The following is a 17292-nucleotide window of genomic DNA, read 5'->3' as shown; positions in this document are numbered from 1 at the left end:
TGGGCGCCCCAGAACGAATGGGAGAGGCATTTGGCAAGCCAGGCAGTGCGGTTGGCGGCGACGGCGGATGCACCGGCTCAACCGACTTCTCCAATCAGAGCAGGCATGGGCGCCACGGCGCGCTATACGGCGCGGCTGCACACCAGCTTCGACACCGTAAGGCAGCTCTGGCAGCGTCTCGAGGAGACCGGCCTGTGCACCGGCCACCAGGGCCTTGCCTGGGTGGAAGGGATCGCCGGGCGGCTGATGCCCAAAAGCGCCGAGCTGCTGGTCGTCGAGGTCAATGACGCCGACACGGGCGCGCCGGTCATGCTGATGCCGCTGATGCGGCGCCGGGCGCTTGGCCACTCCGTGATCGAATGGCTGAGCCGCGGCGTGTGCGATTATTCGGCGCCGCTACTGGCCGATGCCAGGCCTTGGACCAGGCAAAGCGCCGACGCCGCCTGGGCGGCGGCCCGCGCCGTGCTGCCGCCGGCCGACCGCATCCATGTCGCGGGGATTCCACGGGAAATCCACGGCGTTGCCAATCCTCTGGCGCTGCTTTCGACGGCGCGCGACTCCATCCAGATCGCCTCGGGTATGGTCATGGATGGCGAGCCGGAGACGCTTCTCAAACGCATCTGCAAATCGTCCTTCACCAAGAATTTCAACAAGCACTGCCGCCGCTTCGAAGAGCACGGCGGCCTCGCACTGGTCGAAGCCGAGACGCCTGACATGATCGAGGAGCAATTCGACAGGCTGCTCGACCTCAGGCTCAATCGCTTTCGCGAGCTCGGGCGCTTCGACCTCTTGACGCAGGCGCCGGTCGTGGAATTCTACCGCAACGCCGCCCTGCAGGGGCTTTCCGACGGCTCGGTGCGGCTGTTCGGGCTGCGCGTGGGCCAGGCCTATCTCGCTGTCATGTACGTGCTGGTCATGAAAGGCACCTTGCATGCCCTGCTGCTCGGCATCGACCAGGACGCGGTGGCCAACGTCGCCCCGGGCCTGACAATGATCGGCAAGTTGATGATGTGGGCACGGGCGCAAGGGCTCGGCTATTTCGACCTCTCGGTCGGCGGACAGGGATACAAGCAACATATCGGCGCCTCGAACTCGGTGCTGGCCGAACTGTGCGAGGCGACGACCCTGAAGGGCAGGGGTTCGACCGCCTATATCAGGCTGCGCTGCAAGACCGAGCTGTTCGTGCGCTCCAAGCCTCGGCTTTACAAGGCCATGCAAGGCGCGATGCGCCGTCTGCGGCGATTGAAGACCTGACTGCTATCTTTCCTGCCTGGCATTCGGGCACGATTGCTCTCATCCTGATTCAAGGCAGCCCCGGAACCTCTTCAAAACACTGCGAAGATTTAACCGAACCGCAACCTGCTGTGCCTATAGGGTTGTGCGAGGGATCAAGAGCAGGGGCATGACATGTCAGCAACAATTTCTCGGTTCATCCGGGATGATTCCGGCGCCACCGCGATCGAATACGGCCTGATCGCCGCTCTTATCGCGCTAGCCATCATCGTCGGCGCGGGCGCGCTAGGCAATGCGATCAACAGCAAGTTTTTGAAGATCGGCAACACGCTCAACACCAGCGGCTCGTAAGCCATCGGCCAGGGGCCGCCGCCCGCGAAATTGACAGGGCGGCGCGTCTCCGTCATCCTTAAGCACAGTCGCGGGCCAGGGAAACGGCCATGTTGCGTGTAAGAGCGACCGAGGGCAGCGTCATGTTCAGTCCCGTCACCGGCCAGAATGCCAAGCGCGCCGCGGTGCGCAAGGCGCTCGACCGCCACAAGGTCTACATCACCGCGCAAAGCTTTTCGGATGGCGCCTACCAGGCGCGCGTGCTGGTCGACGGCGAGGCCTACTGGGTCGACGAATTCCGCTTGAGCCAGTTGCAGCAGGGGTTGACCCCAGCCGAGCTGGAGCTGACGCCCGCGATCGACGATTGAGACCACGTGAAAAATCGCGAGTGGTGCAAACGTAGCGCCCTACGGCGCCCCCCTCTGTCCTGCCGGACATCTCCCCCTCTAGGGGAGAGATTGGTAATTTCGCCTACCGCGCTATTCCTTCAAAGTCCAATATTCGCGAAGGCCGGCGTGAGGTTTGCCCGGCAGGGCAGAGGGGGGCGCGAAGGAACGAGGCGGTTGTTGATTCCCGCCCGGCTCGGCTGTTGACATGCCGCCCACCAAGCTCAAAACCTATCGCGCCAAGCGCGAATTTTCCAAAACGCCCGAACCCGCCGGCGGGCTGATCACCGATGAAGGCAACCGCTTCGTCGTCCACAAGCATCACGCGACCGCGGACCACTACGATCTGCGCCTGCAGGTCGGCGATGTCCTGAAAAGCTGGGCGGTGCCGCGCGGGCCCTCGCTCAATCCGGCCGACAAGAGGCTGGCGGTCGAGACCGAGGACCATCCGCTCGAATATATCGATTTCGAGGGCGTCATTCCCGAAGGCGAATATGGCGGCGGGCCGATGATCGTCTGGGACACCGGCAGCTGGGCGCCGATGGACGATGTCGACAAGAGCCTGCGCACCGGCGCCTTCAAGTTCCGGCTGGCCGGCGAAAAGCTCAATGGCGGCTGGATGCTGACCCGGCTGAAGCCCAAGCCGGGAGAGGATTCGGAGAAGAAAAACTGGCTGCTGTTCAAGGAGCGGGACCTCGCCGCCGACACGGTGCTGAACATCCTCGAAGCGCGGCCGGAGAGCGTCAAATCCGGATTGCGCATCGAGGAACTGGTGGCGCCGCCGAAACCGGCCGCCAAGTCCGCGCCAAAGCCTGGTTCGCTGAAGCCTGGCGAGCTGCCGGGTGCCGCCAAGGCGCCGGCGCTCAGCCGCATCGAGCCGCAACTGGCAAGCCAGGTGCCCAAGCCGCCGGGCGGCGAAGGCCTTGCCGAAAACACGAACGAGCTCTGGCTGCATGAGATCAAATTCGACGGCTACCGCACCATGGCACACCTCGCCGATGGAGAGGTGCGGCTGATCACCCGTGGCGGCATCGACTGGACGAAGCGCTATGGCGACCTGCCTCATGCGTTCGCCAAATTGCCGTGCCGCGAGGCGATCATCGACGGCGAGATCGTCGTGCTCGACGCCAAGGGCATTTCGCGCTTTGCGCTGCTGCAGGACGCGCTTGCCGAGGGCGCCGGCAGCAAGCTGCATTTCTATGCTTTCGACCTCTTGCATCTCGACGGCTGGGACCTGATGAAGGTGCCACTCATCCGGCGCAAGGCGCTGTTGGCCGAATTGCTTGGCGGGCTCGGCGCCAACTCCGCCATCCAGTTTTCCGACCATGTCGAGGGTTCGGGGCAGGGACTTTTTGATCAAGCCTCGGATATGGGGCTGGAAGGTGTCGTCTCAAAACGGGCGACCGCCATCTACCAGAGCGGCCGGACCAAGAGCTGGACCAAGACCAAGGCGCTAAAGAGCGAAGATTTCGTCATCGCCGGCTACACTGTCTCCGACGCGGCGGAAGGGCTGGCCGCGCTCGGCATGGCCGAATGGGTGGATGGCGAATTGCACTATCGCGGCAAGGTCGGCACCGGCTTCGATGCCGGAACCGCGGGCGATCTGCTGGCCCGGCTGCAGCCGCTCGCATCAGGCGCGACCCCGCCGGAAGGCGTGCCGCGCGAAATCATGCGCGAGATGCGCTGGGTGAAACCGTTGTTCTCGGCGCGCGTCCACTATGCCAACCGCACGGCGGACAATGCGCTGCGCCATGGCGTGTTTCGCGGTCTTAGGGATGTCGGCCTGTCGACGCCGGTGTCGACCAAGCGCAAGCGCCTGATCTCCGAGGCGGATCTGGCGACCATCTGGGTGACCAATCCCGAACGGCGGCTGTTCGGCAAGACCGGGCCGACCAAGCTCGACATCGCCGTCTATTACGCGCTGGTCGGCGACTTCATGCTGCCGCACCTCCTTGGCCGCCCGGTGTCGCTGGTGCGCTGCCCGACCGGCCTGCCCAAGGACTGCTTCTTCCAGCGTCACGCCTTCACCGGCATGCCGCCTTCGGTGGTGACCTTCCAGGCGATCAATTCCGAGGGCGAGGCCAAATCCTATCTCTCGGTCGAGGGCGCCAAGGGCTATCTGGCGCTGGCGCAGTTCGGTGTCGTCGAATTCCACACCTGGGGCACGCACCGCACGAGCCTCGACAAGCCCGACCAGATCGTCCTCGACCTCGACCCGGGCGAGGGGATTTCCTGGCGCGAGGTGGTGGAGGCCGCCGTCCACATCAAGGGCGAGCTGGAGGGACTGGGGCTGGTGCCGTTCGCCAAGACGTCCGGCGGCAGCGGCATCCACATCACCGTGCCGGTGACGGGCAAGCAGAACTGGAAGAAGCTGCACCAGGCAACCAGCGCCATCGCGACGCATCTGGCGGCGACCGCGCCCGACACTTTCACCACCACCATGGGCAAGGAGAACCGCAAGCGCCGCATCTTCATCGACTATCATCGCAACGCGCGCGGCCACACTTCCGCCGCGCCCTATTCACTGCGCGCGCGCACCAACCTGCCGGCCTCGACACCGGTGAGCTGGAGCGACCTGGAGGCGATCGATGCGCCGCAGGACCTGAACTATGCGTCGCTGCCGGGGTTGCTGGAGACGTCCGGCGATCCATGGGCGGAGATTAATGAGTTTGCCAGGGATTTGCCGGCGGTTTCGTGAAATTTCTTCGCACCTTGCGGGTCATGTTTCCGGGAATAGCCTGGGAAAAAGCGTATCCAAGGCGTCAGCGGGGAACCGTAGGGAGACGGGCCCCTTTGGTGTTTCGGATGCCAGCAACCCAAGCGAAATCACCTCGTTGAAAACCCGTCGCGCCGTTCGCTCCGGCAATCCTGTGATGCGCGAGATGTCGCCGCGCTCGAATTCGCCACGCATCAGTGCCTCCTCCAGCAAGCGAGCGGCCTCCGGCTTCAACTCGCTGCGGTCAACATAGGCACGAAGACGCCTCGCTAGGGTCGTGAGATCAAATAGGCCGGACATGAATGTCACCTGATCGACGCAGACGCGCAGGAACCACAGGGTGAAATCCGCCAGCGCGCGTTGCGAGAGATTGCCCCTGCCGTCGAGGTCACCCTGACGCGGCATGTCGGCATGATCCATCATGGTCTTGTAGTCTTGCCGACTTTTCAGCCCTCGCGCCAATCCGCGCGAGATCGACCACAGCCCATGAGCGGCAATGCCGGCCTCATGCGCCATGGCATGGCTCATGAGGCGACTGACGCGTCCATTGCCGTCAGGAAATGGATGGATGAAGTTGAAGCGGTGATGCGCGGCGGGAATGGCGAGTATGCGGCCTGCCTTGCCCAGATTTGCGAGACGGTAGCGCATTTCGAAATGGCGCATGAAATCCGGGACGCGGGCACTGGAAGGCGGTTCGTGCCGGCCAACCGCGGCATCCTGTTCAGGTTTCGATCGCCATTCCCCAGGCGTCATGAGAAATTCGCGCCCCGCGCCTTTGATGCGCAGCATGGGCTCCCCGGCCTCCAGGTAGAACTGGCGATGCAGCCACAGGATGAAGTCGCGGGAAGCCGGTTCAATTGTCCCTGTGCCGCCATCCGGTCGACATCCGCCTGAAGCCTGACATGGGCAGCGGCCTCGAGTTGCAGGTTACGCCGTGCCTCATCCTGGTCGAAATGGCCCGCCAGCGCGCGCTCGATATCGCGCGGACGCGTGTCGTGGCCCTCTATCAGGTTGCTGTAGTAGGTGTTCATGATGCGGACGAGATCCGCGAGATTTGCCGCCGTGCGGGGGTGAAGGCTGTTTCCCAACATGGCGGATGTGGCGGAAAGCTCCGCCAAGGCATCCGAGATCGCCTCCGATGCATCCTCGAGACGGGCCGGTTCTATCCGCTGCACGCTTTCTTCCATGGGCTTGGCTTGGCCGATCTTTGGTTCTCGTAACTGCCTAATCATAAACATACTTTTTGATTTCCCCAAAGAAATTGGCCGATCTCTTGGCCGATCGGTCCGCGTTCGCCGTGACCGTCACGCTACCTCCATCGACGGTTCCGACAATTTGAATTATTCTCTTCCCGTGACCCAAAACCCGCCGGAAGGTTTCATCAGGGATTTGCCGGTATTGTGCGGGGTCGGTGTAGGATTTCCTCGGCGTCGATCGTCCTGCGGACGAAAAGCGCTGCAGAGAGCATGATCCCGAAAAGCGGGACCGGTTTTCGCGGACAAACGGTTTCCGTTTGTCCAGAGATCATGCCCGAGCTAAAATGTCAGCGCGTGGCCGCGTAGGAGTTCATCATGGCGCCCAGGGCAAGTTGGAAGGGTTATCTCAAGCTCAGTCTCGTCAGCTGTCCGGTGCGGCTATATCCCGCCACCAGCGCCAGCGAACGCATCTCGTTCAATCAACTGCACAAGAAGACCCATAACCGCATCAATATGAAGCCGGTCGATCCCGAATTGGGGCTTGTCGAGCGCGCGGATCTGGTCAAGGGCTACGAGTACGAGGACAAGCAGTACATCATCATCGATGACACTGACCTCGACGCGGTGCGCATCGAATCCAACCACACGATGAACATCGAGGCCTTCGTCGACGAGGACGAGGTCGACGTCATCTACCAGGACGCGCCCTATTACATGGCGCCGGACGGGGCGATGGCGGAGGAGACCTTCGCGGTGCTGCGCGAGGCCATGCGCAAATCCGGCAAGCTCGCCATCGCGCGGCTGGTGCTGTCCAGCCGCGAGCGCGTGGTGACGATCGGCGCGCGCGAGAACGGCATGTTCGTGTGTACGTTGAGGAACCCGAACGAAGTGCGCGGCACCGCTGAATATTTCGGCAACATTCCGGCCGGCAAGCCTGACCCGGAAATGCTGCAGCTTGCCGAAGCGCTGATCAAGCAGAAGGAAACCACCTTCGATCCGAAGAATTACGAGGACCGCTACGAGGTCGCGCTGATGACGATGATCCGCGAGAAGCTGAAGGGCCACAAGCCGATCATCGCGGCGGCACCGGAACGCGGCAATGTCATCAATTTGATGGATGCGCTGAAGGCCAGCCTGTCGCAGTCGAAGCCGCCGGCCAAGTCGAAGAGCAAGGCGGACGAGGCCGCCAAACCCGCCGCCAAGAAGGCGGCCGCGGGCGGCGCTGCTCCTGAAAATCCGCTCAAGGCCAGTCTGCTCAAGGCGGTCGGCAAGAGCAAGAAATGACGGCACCGGCCGTTGCGGGGGCCGTCTTCGGCACGATCGGCGCGCTGGCGGCGTTTCCGCTCCGGCTCGCCGCGCGCGAGGTGGAACGCCAGCACGGCCAGCTCAGGCGCGGCGTCACAAGGCGAACCACCCATGTCGTGGTCGGACGGACCTTGCTGGCCAAGGCTGGGTTGGTCAAAGCGGGGCTGGCCAAGGTTGGGCTGACCAAGGCGGGGCTGACCAAAAACAGCGATAGCGAGATCGAACGCCGGCTCGGCGCCGAGCGCGCCGCCGGGCGCGTGGTTTTGAGCGAGAACGGTTTCCTGCGCCTGCTCGGGCTGATCAAGGCGCCCGAGGCGTCTTCGCTGTCGCGTCAGTCGCTGATCGACCAGTCCAGGCTGTCCGGTGCCGATCTCGACCGCCTCAGCCTGTTCGATGCCTTCGAGCATGATGGCGAGCCCTATTCCTTCCGGGACCTGATCCTGGCGCGCAAATATGCCGGGCTGATCGCCGGCGGCGCGACATGGGGCGCGATCGCGCGCTCCGTCCACCGCTCCGGTCCGGTCGCCTCGCTCACCGCCAAGTCGCTCAATGTCGGCTCGGCATTTGGCCGGCCCGACGCGATCTATCTCGAAGGTGGCCAGAGCGAACTCGACGGGCAACTGCTGTTCGATCTGGGCGCCGCCGCGATCGGCGACGACACGCTGGAAGACCTTTTCGCCGAAGCTGAAGCGGCGGAGGAGGGCGGTGACCATGACGGCGCCGCCGAGCTCTACCAGCGCTGCCTGGCGATCGACCCGACCGACGCCATCGCCGCCTTCAACCGCGCCAACTGTTTGCGCGGGGCCGGGCGCGTGGCGGAAGCCGCGCATGACTACGCCCGGGCGATAAAGCTCGACCCGGCCTTCGTCGAAGCCTGGTTCAACCTCGCTGGGCTGATGAGCGAGCAGGGCCGCGACGCCTCGGCGCGAAGGCATTTGCAGAAGGCGATCGCGCTGGACAGGACTTATGCCGATCCGGTGTTCAACCTGGCGCGGCTGGAATTCGACGCCGGCAATCTGCCGGAGGCGCGGCGGCTCTGGGTGCGGTATCTGGAACTGGACGCGGCGTCCGAATGGGCTGGAGTGGCGGCCAGGGGCGTGCAATTCGTGGATATGCAACTGGCGAAGTCGGCGGGGTGACGCGTTCCTTTCTTGCAACGGAGAGGAGTTTCGGTTTGCCGGTGGGATTTCAAATGGCGTTCCTGTTTATCGGACTTACGGGGTTGTTTGTACTCTTGGCGATTGGCCAGATGCGGGAATTGCTGTTCTATCGAAACATTGGGTGGGACTTCTCGGTGGATAGCAACATCAATTGGCTAAAGATCCGCAGTGGCAGGAGGCGACCGTTTTTAGAGCTCGGCCCAACTCCCGCCGAATACCTTGCGTCAAACAGACAGCGCGTCTGTTTGGCTCGACCTTTCGTTATGTTTTGTGTGGCAGCATTAGCGGCCGGGGCGGGACACATCACGTTCCATCCGGAGCAATGGCGCAAGGAAGTCAACGGCTCCAAAGTTACGTATCACTACATTGGGACCCAGCGACCTGATGGCCACTAGCTTCCTCTTCGACGGCCACGACACCGCCCCTGTCACCATCCTGCTCGCGCATGGCGCGGGCGCCTCCATGGACTCTCCCTCGATGACCGCCACCGCCAAGGCGCTCGCCGTCGCGGGCTTCCAGGTGGCGCGCTTCGAGTTCCACTACATGGCGGCCCGCCGCTACGGCCAGCGCAAGCCGCCGCCGCGCGCAGAGACGGTGAACCCGGAATACATCAAGGCGATCGCCGATCTCCGGGCGAGGGGCGTGACGGGCAAGCTGATCATCGGCGGCAAGTCGATGGGCGGGCGCGTCGCCTCGATGGTCGCCGACGAAATGCTCGCCAGGGGCGAAATCGTTAGCCTGCTGTGCCTCGGCTATCCCTTCCATCCGCCAGGCAAGCCCGAGCAGCTGCGAACCAAACATCTGTTGGGGCTGAAGACGCCGACGCTGATATTTCAGGGCACGCGCGACGAATTCGGTGCGCCGGACGAAGTGGCCGGTTATAGCCTTTCCGATGCGATCGAAGTGATCTGGCTGGAGGACGGCGACCACGATCTGAAACCGCGCAAGAGTGTGTCGGGGTTTTCGACGGCGGATCATTTGAAGACCGTGGCGGAAACTGTGAGGGGGTGGGCCGGAGTTTGCAGTTCGATGAAAGTCTCGTAAAGCGAGCCAACGTGTGGATTTCGCAAGGGCTATAATCTAGAAGAGGTAACTTTGCCCTATTTGATATATGGTAAGAGAAGGCTTGAAACGACCGCTGCCTTTATTGCGGTGGCGTTGATTATTTTGATATCTATATCGCTTTCTGCTGTGTCTTTTTTGAATTCTGGATATTTATCGTACATAGAATATGTATCTTTTATTTTGTCACTAATATATATATATGTTGTAATGGACAAATCGAATGAGTATGCTGATTATTTCTGGTTTATGTTGAATCATCGAGATATAGCCAGATTTAAAAGGTTTTCTATCGTGATTTATATTATTGCGATATCGTCTATATTATTCATATTTGATAAGGTATCTGGAGTAGCTGAATCGGTGGCCTATGCGATCGTTCTTCTTTTTTCTACTCTCATTTTCCCTGATGTTATTCTTTTCTGGAAGGGCTCTCGTCGGCTTCATCTAGATACCCAATGAAGATCGCCACCTTCAACATCAACAACATCAACAGCCGGCTGGACAATCTGCTGGCCTGGCTCGCCGCCGCAAGGCCCGATGTCGTGTGCCTGCAGGAATTGAAGGCGCGCGACACGCAGTTTCCGCGCACCGCACTTGCCGATGCCGGCTATGGCGCGGTGTGGAAGGGCGAGCCGACCTGGAATGGCGTCGCGATCCTGGCGCGCGGGGCCGAACCGGTGCTGACGCGCGATGCTTTGCCGGGCGACGACGAGGACCGCCAGAGCCGCTATATCGAGGCGGCGGTCAACGGCGTCGTCATCGCCTGCCTCTACGCGCCCAACGGCAATCCGCAGCCGGGGCCGAAATTCCAGTACAAGCTCGCCTGGCACGCGCGGCTGGAGGCGCATGCGGCACAACTCTTCGACACCGGCCTGCCGGTCGTGCTGGCCGGCGACTACAACATCGTGCCCGAGCCGCGCGACATCTACGCCACACGCTCCTATGACGACAACGCGCTGGTGCAGCCGCAAAGCCGCGCCGCCTTCGCCGCGCTGCTCGAACAAGGCTGGACCGATGCGTTGCGCAGGAAACACCCGAAGGAGACGCTCTACACCTTTTGGGACTACCGCCGGAACCGCTGGCCGCGCGACGCCGGATTGAGGCTCGACCACATTCTGCTGTCGAAGACGCTGGCGCGGCGGCTGAAGGGGGCGGGGATAGATCGCGACGTGCGCGGGCAGGACGGCGCCAGCGACCATGCGCCGGTCTGGGTGGAATTGGGGTGAGGCATGTCACGCCTGCCGGGCATTAACCGCGTGCCACCCTTTTGCGCGGGGCATCCGTCGGGCTAAGCTGGATCGGATCGGCAAGGGGGCTGCTTGATGAATTGCATTTCTGACAAGTGGCGAGCGGCCGCCAGCGAAGCCGGTCCGCCATGAGTAATCTCGCTCTTGTCGGTCTTCTTGTCGCGACGCTGGCGATCATTGCCGCCGCCGTTGCCGTGATCTGGCTGTTGCGGCGGCGGCACCTCAGCCGCCGCGCGTTGCGCCGGGCCAACCCCGCCAACGACTATGCGGTGCGCACCGACTGGAGCCGCAGCACGGGCACCGTCAACTACTCATCCTTCGTCTATTTCGATGTCGACCGCGACGGCAGCTACGGCGTGGCCGACCGGCCGATGGCCGGCATCATGGTGCGGCTGTTCGACGGGCAGGGCGGCTTCGTCGCGTCATCGAGGACGAACAATGCCGGCTATGCCAATTTCGCCATGTCGACGTCGGCGGTGAAGGCCGCATTGCGCTTGCCCGGCGCCTACCGGTTCTCGGTTTCGGTGCCGCCGGGCTGGCGCTCGCCCAGCGCCAACGACACGCAGTCGATGGAGTTCGAGCTGGCGCCCGGCTCACCCGCCGGGCTGGTGTCGCGGGATCTGCCACGTCCGGTCGGGCTGGCGCCGGTGCGCACCCTGGCCGGCAGGATGGCGGCGGCCAACAGCGCGACCCTGTCGGTGATGGCGAACGGGCAGGTGCTGGAGCGCCACACGCTGGCGCCGGCTTTGGCCTTTCGCTTCGAGCTTGCCGGCGAGGCCGACATGGTGGTGATCAGCGGCGGCGGGCTCGACCGCCGGCTGGCGCTGTCGCCTTACCCGACCGATCTCGGGCAGCTTTCGCCCCGAGCCCTGGCCGACGAGGCGGCGGCGCGCATGATCGGCTTCGACGACGTCACCGGGCGTGGCTTCCGCAAGATCCCATGCGGCCATGCCGGGCTCGACTGGCGCAACCTGAACGCCATGGCGAAGGACCACACCAAGGACAGCGAGGGCTATGTCAACGGCAATGTCTCGGGCGACCACGTCGCCTATACAAGCAGCGGCTATCCGGCCGAGTTCAGCCGCGAGACGCCATTCGGCTTCCACTCGGTGCTGCTTAGTGTTGCGTGGCTGAAGGCGGAAGGGGAAACGGCGCTGATCGAAAGCTGGCTCGGCGACCAGTTGGTCGCCAGCGATGAAGTGGTGCTGTCGGCGCTCACGCCGCTGCACTACGCGCCGATGCTTGGAGAAGTCACCCGCGTCCGTCTGTCGACGAAACATACCTGGCAAATAGTCGTGGACGACCTGGTGCTGGCCGGCTGATTAGCTGGGCGACTTTGAGATCACCACCGTGCCGTTGGTCCCGGCCGTGATCAATTTCAGATTGCCCTTCCTGACCAGAGCGGGCCGTTCATAAAGCTTCTTCATGATGCAGTCTCTCCACTATATCCCGTTAGGAGTTTGCCATAGCGTTGCCTGCTGTCAATGTCTCGACGGGGATAGTTCAAGCCATACCGATCGCGACCGTGACAAATCGGACACTGGTACTTTGACTCTCTGTTTCGGCGCAATTCCGGACGGAAAACCGTTTCACACTTTTCCTGGAATTGCTCCGGCGGCGTCGTTTGATCGAACCTGCAATCGTGGTCGCGATGAAGGCGCCGGGATCGATCACGGCGCTCACGCACCACTGATTTCCAGGCGCTCACGCGCCGCCCAAATGCCTGGAGCGATAAAACCGCCTGCACACTTCGAAGAATGCTGTTGGAAAATGGTCCCGAGTGCCCTGACGCCGACCTGCTGACCTATTCCGGGCGCACCGGCGGCGAGGCCGTAGCCACGATGGACTTCAGATTGCCCTTCTTGACCAGGACGGGCCGTTCATAAATCTTCTTCATGATCAAAAGCTCTCCCCTATATACCGCCATCATCGTGACACATCTTGGTTCTCTGTCAATGTTGCACTGTGCAATTGGGAACATGTCGAGGAACCGCCTGATCAAGCAGAGACCGGTGATCGAAGGCGATGGAGTGGGCAGCGCTTTGCGCGCCGAGCGCCTGGCCGACGCGGACGGGGGGGCGCATTGTTGGGGTGTGCTCGGCGCCCGCGTCAGCCAGGGCGGCTCGTACCGCCGCAAGAGCACCATCGCACATCGCATGCCGGCCGAAACTTCCGCGAAAGCGGAATAGGCAAGGGTGGCGAGGTCCGGCATTCTAGCCGGGCATGATCGGCCAACCGCCAGGCGGGCGTTGTGTGCATGGCGATGCTCGGCATGGAAAAGTGTTGGAGCCTCTTTACCGACCGGGCCTGAGTGCCGCGGATCGAACCGTGCGGTTTTCCTTGTAGGACCAAGGTCTTGGGGTACGCGCGCAAAGGTCCGAGAGGCCCTCTTCGGTTCCGGCAATGTCCATTGGACGTTCCGCTATTTTATCCAATCAATATGTAACGATCCCGTCTCGCCTGAAGGTTGAGAGGGGCAAAAGCCTGCCAGGATAGGCATGGGCCGGTGACCGCCCGGCAGGGAAGGCAAGCGCAAAATTGCGAGAAAGCCGCTGCTTGAGTTCCCGGCTGCCCTTACCCCAGCCACCACCACAATGCCGCGATCGCCGCCGCGATGGCCGCCGCCGTCAGCCCCAGCATGATGTAGGAGCCCTTGATGATGTCGCGGATGATCTTCTTGATCGTTTCGCGGTCGTTCAGGTTTGGGAAGGGTTCGTTCGGCTGCGCCACGTCGAGGAAATGGCAGAGCGGGCCCCAGCCTTCGCTGACCTTGAAGACCAGCAATTTTTCCGGCGGCACGGCTGCCTTCACTTCGTCGACATAGGCGTTATAGCGGGCTACCGCCTTGTCACGGTCGCCCATGACACCGGCCAGCGTGCGGCCCCAGACCAGCTTGCTCGACATGTCGCCGAACTTGCGGCCGAACGGCGTCAGCCATTCCAGGATCTTGAACTGCCAGACGTTCTTGGTGAAGTAGATCGTATCTATGGTGCTTTCATACCAGGCTTCGGCGCCGCGCGGGTGGAGCGTAAGCAGCACCTTGGCATCGGGATAGGAAGCCATTAATTCCTTCCAGACGCAGCAGCCTGGATTGTCGACGGTGGCGGTATAGTTGGCGAACACGTGGTTCCAGTCGTGCTGGGTGCCGGGCGGGCTGTTGGCCACCTTGCGCCAGAAATCGAGATGGCCCTTATTGGCCTTGTTCATGATCACTTCCTGCATGTGGTAGCAGGGCAGGCCGAGCTTGTTCAACGCGGCAAAGGTCGACCATGTGCCGGTGCGGCCGAAACCGACCCCGATAAGCTTGAGCGTCATATTCAATCCCCCCCGGACTTCTTTTCCCGCAAATCGCGGTTCGTGAGCATCAAACTGCTCCTGTCGGCGCCGCCCGTAATAAACTTCTACATGGACGCCTAGCCGGACGCCATACTTGCGTAATTGCTAAAATAATGGAAGCCTGTGCGCGGGTGTGGTGTTTGGGCAGGGGAGTCGCCGGACCGAAACGGGTTCGGCGATCTTGAAGGTCGATGTATTTTGGGCCATTTCTCGTCGGGATGTCGGCGACCACGATCCTTGTCGCGGTGTGGACCTATATTGCCACCGGGTCGTTGTGGGTGGCGCTTGCGTGGACGGTGGTGGTCCTGGTCGTGCTGCAGGTCGGCTACTTCGTGCTCGTCGTGGGGTTGATCTACAGGCGCGCGCAAGACGCCGCGATGAGCCCGGATGCAGTCAACCCGGTGCCGCCGCTCCATCGGGACGGCGTCCGGTTCTAGCGAAGAGTTCGTACTCCAGCAGCATGTCGAGCGTTGCGCCCCTTCCGCCAAATCGCGTCGGCATGGTGGAACGAAGCCGCGGTGCGTGCGTTTTCCTGCCGCGACCGGTGAGGCGCCACCTCCACCGATCCATTGAAGCCCGCTCTGCTCCCGGCAGGGCGGGCTTTTTTGAAGGCCGGTAGAGCATTTGGAACGACACTCTTCGCTATACGTTAGTTGTTGCTAAGGAGTGGATGATCCGAGAAGAAGGCTGCATTGCTTGGCTGCAAAGCGCTAATGCTTTTTGCTATTCCTGAAAAACGGGAAGAAGTTCTGGCTGACATGAAAATCATGTCAGTGAGTATCTTCGCATGCATGCGTAACAAAATGTGGCATGTTTCTGGTTTCTCGCCATACTTATTTCGCAAGCAGCAATGGAACCTCCGAGTTGCGTGGGAGTTTTTTCCGAGGCGGAGCGAAATATCCAATCATGGAGGTTGTTATGAAACATTATCTTACGAGTGCTGCGGCTGCGATCGTCCTGTTGGGCGGCGTGGGTGCCGCCATGGCGGACACCATCGTTGTCCAGCCGGAACAGGAGACGGTCGTTCGCGAATACGTCAAGAAGGAGCCGCTGGCGTCGGTGAATCTGTTGGGCGTCGAGCTCAAGCTGGGTTCGTCGGTACCGGACAAGGTCGAACTGCGTGAAGTTCCCAACGTCAAGTACCGCGTCGCGGTGATCAACGATCAGACCGTGCTGGTCGACCCCGACACCCGTCAGATCGTTGAAGTTCTTCACTGATCCGTCTCATGCGAAGCAAAAAGCCCATCACCGGTCGGACCGGTGATGGGCTTTTGTTTTGACCCCGACCAGGGTGGAATTTATTCGGCGGCCAGCTTGTCCTGCGTCTTCGTATCGAAATCGCTGGCGTCATGGCGTTCGTGCAACTGCATGGCCGGTTCGCCGAAGGCGCGATTGACCATGCGGCCGCGCTTTACCGCGGGGCGTTCATCGATCGCCTTTGCCCAGCGCTGCACGTTCTTGTAATCCTGCACCGACAGGAAATCGGCGGAATCATTGTACATCCGGCCGAGCGCCAGCCCGCCATACCAGGGCCAGACCGCCATGTCGGCGATCGAATAATCCTTGCCGCCGAGATAGTCGGTTTCGGCCAGCCGGCGATCGAGCACGTCCATCTGGCGCTTCACCTCCATCGAGAAGCGGTCGATGGCATATTCGAACTTTTCCGGCGCATAGGCGTAGAAATGGCCGAAGCCGCCACCGAGATAGGGGGCCGAGCCCATCTGCCAGAACAGCCAGGACAGCACTTCCGCCCGGGCCGGCTGTTCGACGGGCAGGAATTCGCCGAATTTTTCGGCGAGATAGACCAGGATCGAACCGGATTCGAAGATGCGCACCGGGCTGCCGCCGCTGTGGTCCATCAGCGCGGGGATCTTGGAATTGGGATTGACCTCGACAAAACCGCTGCCGAACTGGTCGCCATCGTTGATGCGGATCAGCCACGCGTCGTATTCGGCGCCCTTGTGGCCAAGCGCGAGCAGTTCCTCCAGCATCACCGTCACCTTGACGCCGTTCGGAGTCGCCAGCGAATAAAGCTGCAACGGGTGCTTGCCGACGGGCAGGTCCTTATCATGCGTCGGACCGGCGATCGGGCGGTTGATGCTGGCAAATGTGCCACCATTGGCCTTGTTCCAGGTCCATACTTTCGGCGGGGTGTAATCGGTCATGCGGGGCCTCGGGATGGCGGGGAGGAAGAATGGGGTTAGGCAGATACGCTAGAACTAGGGTGGGGGAGCGGGAAGTTCAACTTGCGTTGAACTATTGTCGATGTCAGCACGGACGTCGGATCTTCCTTATCCCACAAGGGGAGAAGGCAAGCGCCACCCCTTGCGCCTTCCTCTCAGCGGCATACCTATAGAGGAAGCCGCCGGGCATTCGTATCGCAGGACAAAACCATGACCATCAATCCCAATCCGCGCTCCGTGGTTGCCGTGCGAGCGACCGTTCCCGACGATGCCTTCACGGCCGGGGCGCTGGGCACGCTCAGGGAAGGCAGCGGCGTCGTCATCAGGGATGACGGGCTGGTGCTCACCATCGGCTATCTCATCACCGAGGCGGAGGAAGTCTGGCTGACCGCGCATGACGGCCGCGTCATCCCCGCGCACGCGCTGGCTTACGACCAGGAATCGGGCTTCGGCCTCGTCCAGGCGCTGGCGCCGACCGGCCTGCCGGCCGTGGCGCTCGGCGATGCCGGCAAGGCCAGGATCGGCGACGCGGTTGTGCTTGCCGACGGCATCGGCCGGGCGGTCGAGGCCAAGATCGTCACCAAGCAGGAATTCGCCGGCTATTGGGAGTATCTGCTCGACGAAGCGATCTTCATCGCGCCGGCCCATCCGTCCTGGGGCGGTGCGCCCTTGTTCAGCGCCGAGGGCGCGCTGCTCGGCATCGGTTCGCTGCGCCTGCAGATGAGCCGCGCCGGCGAGGTCGCCGACATCAACATGGTGGTGCCCATCGACCTGTTGCCGCCGATCCTCGACGATTTGCTGACGCGCGGCCAGGTGGCCAAGCCGCCGCGTCCGTGGCTCGGCGCGCTGTCGGCCGAAAGCGACGGCAAGGTGGTGGTGATGAGCGTGACCGAAGGCGGCCCCGCCGCCAAGGCCGGCCTGCGCGAAGGCGACGTCATTTCGGAGGTGCGCGACGGCGCGGTCGACGGGCTCGCCGATTTCTATCGCAAACTGTGGGAAAGCGGCTCGGCCGGGGCCGAGATCCCGATGCGGGTGGTGCGCGACGGCCGCGAAACCTGGCTGCGCGTCAAGTCCGCCGACCGCGGCAGCTTTTTGAAGAAGCCGCAGCTGCAATAGGGCGGGGCGATTTCGGCCA

The 17292-nt window shown here is 62.3% G+C and carries 19 protein-coding genes and 1 pseudogene; 13 read left to right on the top strand and 7 right to left on the bottom strand.

Translation table 11 applies throughout. The annotated features are described in order from the left end of the window. The first annotated feature begins 30 nt into the window (after positions 1 to 30). The 4 genes from LB564_RS23705 (at position 31) to ligD (ending at position 4647) form a co-directional block, all read left to right on the top strand. The gene (locus LB564_RS23705; RefSeq protein WP_411910204.1) at positions 31 to 1254 is read left to right on the top strand and encodes a GNAT family N-acetyltransferase; all 1224 of its coding nucleotides are present in this window, start codon (positions 31 to 33) and stop codon (positions 1252 to 1254) included. A 153-nt stretch (positions 1255 to 1407) separates the two neighbouring features. Then, positions 1408 to 1584, top strand: coding sequence for a Flp family type IVb pilin (locus LB564_RS23700; protein WP_140708849.1), 177 nt, complete (start codon positions 1408 to 1410; stop codon positions 1582 to 1584). 122 nt (positions 1585 to 1706) lie between these two features. After that, positions 1707 to 1931 carry a hypothetical protein gene (locus LB564_RS23695; protein WP_140709102.1) on the top strand — a complete coding sequence of 75 codons (225 nt, stop codon included), beginning with the start codon at positions 1707 to 1709 and terminating at the stop codon, positions 1929 to 1931. 226 nt (positions 1932 to 2157) lie between these two features. Next, a complete protein-coding gene (gene ligD, locus LB564_RS23690; RefSeq protein ID WP_224541403.1) occupies positions 2158 to 4647 on the top strand; it encodes a DNA ligase D in 2490 nt (829 codons plus the stop codon). A gap of 21 nt (positions 4648 to 4668) precedes the next feature. Here the strand turns inward: ligD and LB564_RS31545 are convergent, their stop codons facing one another. The 3 genes and pseudogenes from LB564_RS31545 to LB564_RS31535 form a co-directional block, all read right to left on the bottom strand. Then, positions 4669 to 5181, bottom strand: coding sequence for a hypothetical protein (locus tag LB564_RS31545; protein WP_263491591.1), 513 nt, complete (start codon positions 5179 to 5181; stop codon positions 4669 to 4671). A 57-nt stretch (positions 5182 to 5238) separates the two neighbouring features. Beyond that, positions 5239 to 5454 (bottom strand): annotated as a pseudogene (locus tag LB564_RS31540) (Fic family protein); the annotation flags it as partial. Further along, complete coding sequence (locus LB564_RS31535; protein ID WP_263491579.1) at positions 5415 to 5852, bottom strand: hypothetical protein; 438 nt, start codon at positions 5850 to 5852, stop codon at positions 5415 to 5417. The pseudogene LB564_RS31540 and the gene LB564_RS31535, both read right to left, overlap by 40 nt. 384 nt (positions 5853 to 6236) lie before the next feature. Between LB564_RS31535 and LB564_RS23675 the strand changes: the two genes are divergently transcribed. The 6 genes from LB564_RS23675 (at position 6237) to LB564_RS23650 (ending at position 11960) form a co-directional block, all read left to right on the top strand. Beyond that, positions 6237 to 7145 carry a Ku protein gene (locus LB564_RS23675; protein WP_140708845.1) on the top strand — a complete coding sequence of 303 codons (909 nt, stop codon included), beginning with the start codon at positions 6237 to 6239 and terminating at the stop codon, positions 7143 to 7145. After that, on the top strand, positions 7142 to 8305 hold the full coding sequence (locus LB564_RS23670; protein WP_224541399.1) for a tetratricopeptide repeat protein: 1164 nt from the start codon (positions 7142 to 7144) through the stop codon (positions 8303 to 8305). The genes LB564_RS23675 and LB564_RS23670 overlap by 4 nt, the downstream gene beginning before the upstream one ends. A 53-nt stretch (positions 8306 to 8358) precedes the next feature. Beyond that, complete coding sequence (locus tag LB564_RS23665) at positions 8359 to 8721, top strand: hypothetical protein (RefSeq protein WP_224541397.1); 363 nt, start codon at positions 8359 to 8361, stop codon at positions 8719 to 8721. Continuing rightward, entirely contained in the window at positions 8711 to 9370 is a 660-nt protein-coding gene (locus tag LB564_RS23660) for an alpha/beta family hydrolase (protein WP_224541395.1), read from the top strand. Before LB564_RS23665 ends, LB564_RS23660 begins: the two co-directional genes overlap by 11 nt. 476 nt (positions 9371 to 9846) lie before the next feature. Beyond that, positions 9847 to 10617: an exodeoxyribonuclease III gene (locus tag LB564_RS23655; RefSeq protein ID WP_224541392.1), complete on the top strand. Its 771-nt coding sequence runs from the start codon at positions 9847 to 9849 to the stop codon at positions 10615 to 10617. 149 nt (positions 10618 to 10766) lie between these two features. Beyond that, the gene (locus LB564_RS23650) at positions 10767 to 11960 is read left to right on the top strand and encodes a hypothetical protein (RefSeq protein ID WP_224541390.1); all 1194 of its coding nucleotides are present in this window, start codon (positions 10767 to 10769) and stop codon (positions 11958 to 11960) included. Here LB564_RS23650 and LB564_RS23645 read toward each other — a convergent pair whose 3' ends face one another. From LB564_RS23645 to LB564_RS23635, 3 genes are all read right to left on the bottom strand, one after another. Next, positions 11961 to 12065, bottom strand: coding sequence for a putative RiPP precursor (locus LB564_RS23645; RefSeq protein WP_224541388.1), 105 nt, complete (start codon positions 12063 to 12065; stop codon positions 11961 to 11963). A gap of 377 nt (positions 12066 to 12442) precedes the next feature. Then, positions 12443 to 12535: a putative RiPP precursor gene (locus LB564_RS23640; protein ID WP_224541386.1), complete on the bottom strand. Its 93-nt coding sequence runs from the start codon at positions 12533 to 12535 to the stop codon at positions 12443 to 12445. Positions 12536 to 13212: 677 nt separating this feature from the next. Continuing rightward, positions 13213 to 13953 carry a sulfotransferase family protein gene (locus LB564_RS23635; protein ID WP_224541384.1) on the bottom strand — a complete coding sequence of 247 codons (741 nt, stop codon included), beginning with the start codon at positions 13951 to 13953 and terminating at the stop codon, positions 13213 to 13215. A gap of 212 nt (positions 13954 to 14165) precedes the next feature. On the opposite strand from LB564_RS23635, the gene LB564_RS23630 reads away from it, so the two are divergent. Beyond that, complete coding sequence (locus LB564_RS23630; protein WP_224541382.1) at positions 14166 to 14411, top strand: exopolysaccharide production repressor protein; 246 nt, start codon at positions 14166 to 14168, stop codon at positions 14409 to 14411. A gap of 481 nt (positions 14412 to 14892) precedes the next feature. Then, positions 14893 to 15192, top strand: coding sequence for a DUF1236 domain-containing protein (locus LB564_RS23625; RefSeq protein ID WP_140708831.1), 300 nt, complete (start codon positions 14893 to 14895; stop codon positions 15190 to 15192). 80 nt (positions 15193 to 15272) lie between these two features. Here LB564_RS23625 and yghU read toward each other — a convergent pair whose 3' ends face one another. Beyond that, positions 15273 to 16139, bottom strand: a complete 867-nt coding sequence (yghU, locus tag LB564_RS23620; RefSeq protein WP_224541381.1) for a glutathione-dependent disulfide-bond oxidoreductase — start codon at positions 16137 to 16139, stop codon at positions 15273 to 15275. A 228-nt stretch (positions 16140 to 16367) separates the two neighbouring features. Between yghU and LB564_RS23615 the strand changes: the two genes are divergently transcribed. After that, on the top strand, positions 16368 to 17273 hold the full coding sequence (locus LB564_RS23615; protein ID WP_224541379.1) for a S1C family serine protease: 906 nt from the start codon (positions 16368 to 16370) through the stop codon (positions 17271 to 17273). The last annotated feature ends 19 nt before the right edge of the window (positions 17274 to 17292 follow it).

Source organism: Mesorhizobium sp. ES1-6, from assembly GCF_020164775.1.
Classification (GTDB): domain Bacteria; phylum Pseudomonadota; class Alphaproteobacteria; order Rhizobiales; family Rhizobiaceae; genus Mesorhizobium.
This window is presented reverse-complemented; position numbering and strand designations above follow the sequence as displayed.

Excerpts from the sequence above, each read along its gene's own strand:
- LB564_RS23700 (WP_140708849.1), top strand. The coding sequence starts at position 1,408 with ATGTCAGCAACAATTTCTCGGTTCATCCGGGATGATTCCGGCGCCACC.
- LB564_RS23695 (WP_140709102.1), top strand. The coding sequence starts at position 1,707 with ATGTTCAGTCCCGTCACCGGCCAGAATGCCAAGCGCGCCGCGGTGCGC.
- ligD (WP_224541403.1), top strand. The coding sequence starts at position 2,158 with ATGCCGCCCACCAAGCTCAAAACCTATCGCGCCAAGCGCGAATTTTCC.
- LB564_RS31545 (WP_263491591.1), bottom strand. The coding sequence starts at position 5,181 with ATGGCGCATGAGGCCGGCATTGCCGCTCATGGGCTGTGGTCGATCTCG.
- LB564_RS31535 (WP_263491579.1), bottom strand. The coding sequence starts at position 5,852 with ATGGAAGAAAGCGTGCAGCGGATAGAACCGGCCCGTCTCGAGGATGCA.
- LB564_RS23675 (WP_140708845.1), top strand. The coding sequence starts at position 6,237 with ATGGCGCCCAGGGCAAGTTGGAAGGGTTATCTCAAGCTCAGTCTCGTC.
- LB564_RS23670 (WP_224541399.1), top strand. The coding sequence starts at position 7,142 with ATGACGGCACCGGCCGTTGCGGGGGCCGTCTTCGGCACGATCGGCGCG.
- LB564_RS23665 (WP_224541397.1), top strand. The coding sequence starts at position 8,359 with ATGGCGTTCCTGTTTATCGGACTTACGGGGTTGTTTGTACTCTTGGCG.
- LB564_RS23660 (WP_224541395.1), top strand. The coding sequence starts at position 8,711 with ATGGCCACTAGCTTCCTCTTCGACGGCCACGACACCGCCCCTGTCACC.
- LB564_RS23655 (WP_224541392.1), top strand. The coding sequence starts at position 9,847 with ATGAAGATCGCCACCTTCAACATCAACAACATCAACAGCCGGCTGGAC.
- LB564_RS23650 (WP_224541390.1), top strand. The coding sequence starts at position 10,767 with ATGAGTAATCTCGCTCTTGTCGGTCTTCTTGTCGCGACGCTGGCGATC.
- LB564_RS23645 (WP_224541388.1), bottom strand. The coding sequence starts at position 12,065 with ATGAAGAAGCTTTATGAACGGCCCGCTCTGGTCAGGAAGGGCAATCTG.
- LB564_RS23640 (WP_224541386.1), bottom strand. The coding sequence starts at position 12,535 with ATGAAGAAGATTTATGAACGGCCCGTCCTGGTCAAGAAGGGCAATCTG.
- LB564_RS23635 (WP_224541384.1), bottom strand. The coding sequence starts at position 13,953 with ATGACGCTCAAGCTTATCGGGGTCGGTTTCGGCCGCACCGGCACATGG.
- LB564_RS23630 (WP_224541382.1), top strand. The coding sequence starts at position 14,166 with ATGTATTTTGGGCCATTTCTCGTCGGGATGTCGGCGACCACGATCCTT.
- LB564_RS23625 (WP_140708831.1), top strand. The coding sequence starts at position 14,893 with ATGAAACATTATCTTACGAGTGCTGCGGCTGCGATCGTCCTGTTGGGC.
- yghU (WP_224541381.1), bottom strand. The coding sequence starts at position 16,139 with ATGACCGATTACACCCCGCCGAAAGTATGGACCTGGAACAAGGCCAAT.
- LB564_RS23615 (WP_224541379.1), top strand. The coding sequence starts at position 16,368 with ATGACCATCAATCCCAATCCGCGCTCCGTGGTTGCCGTGCGAGCGACC.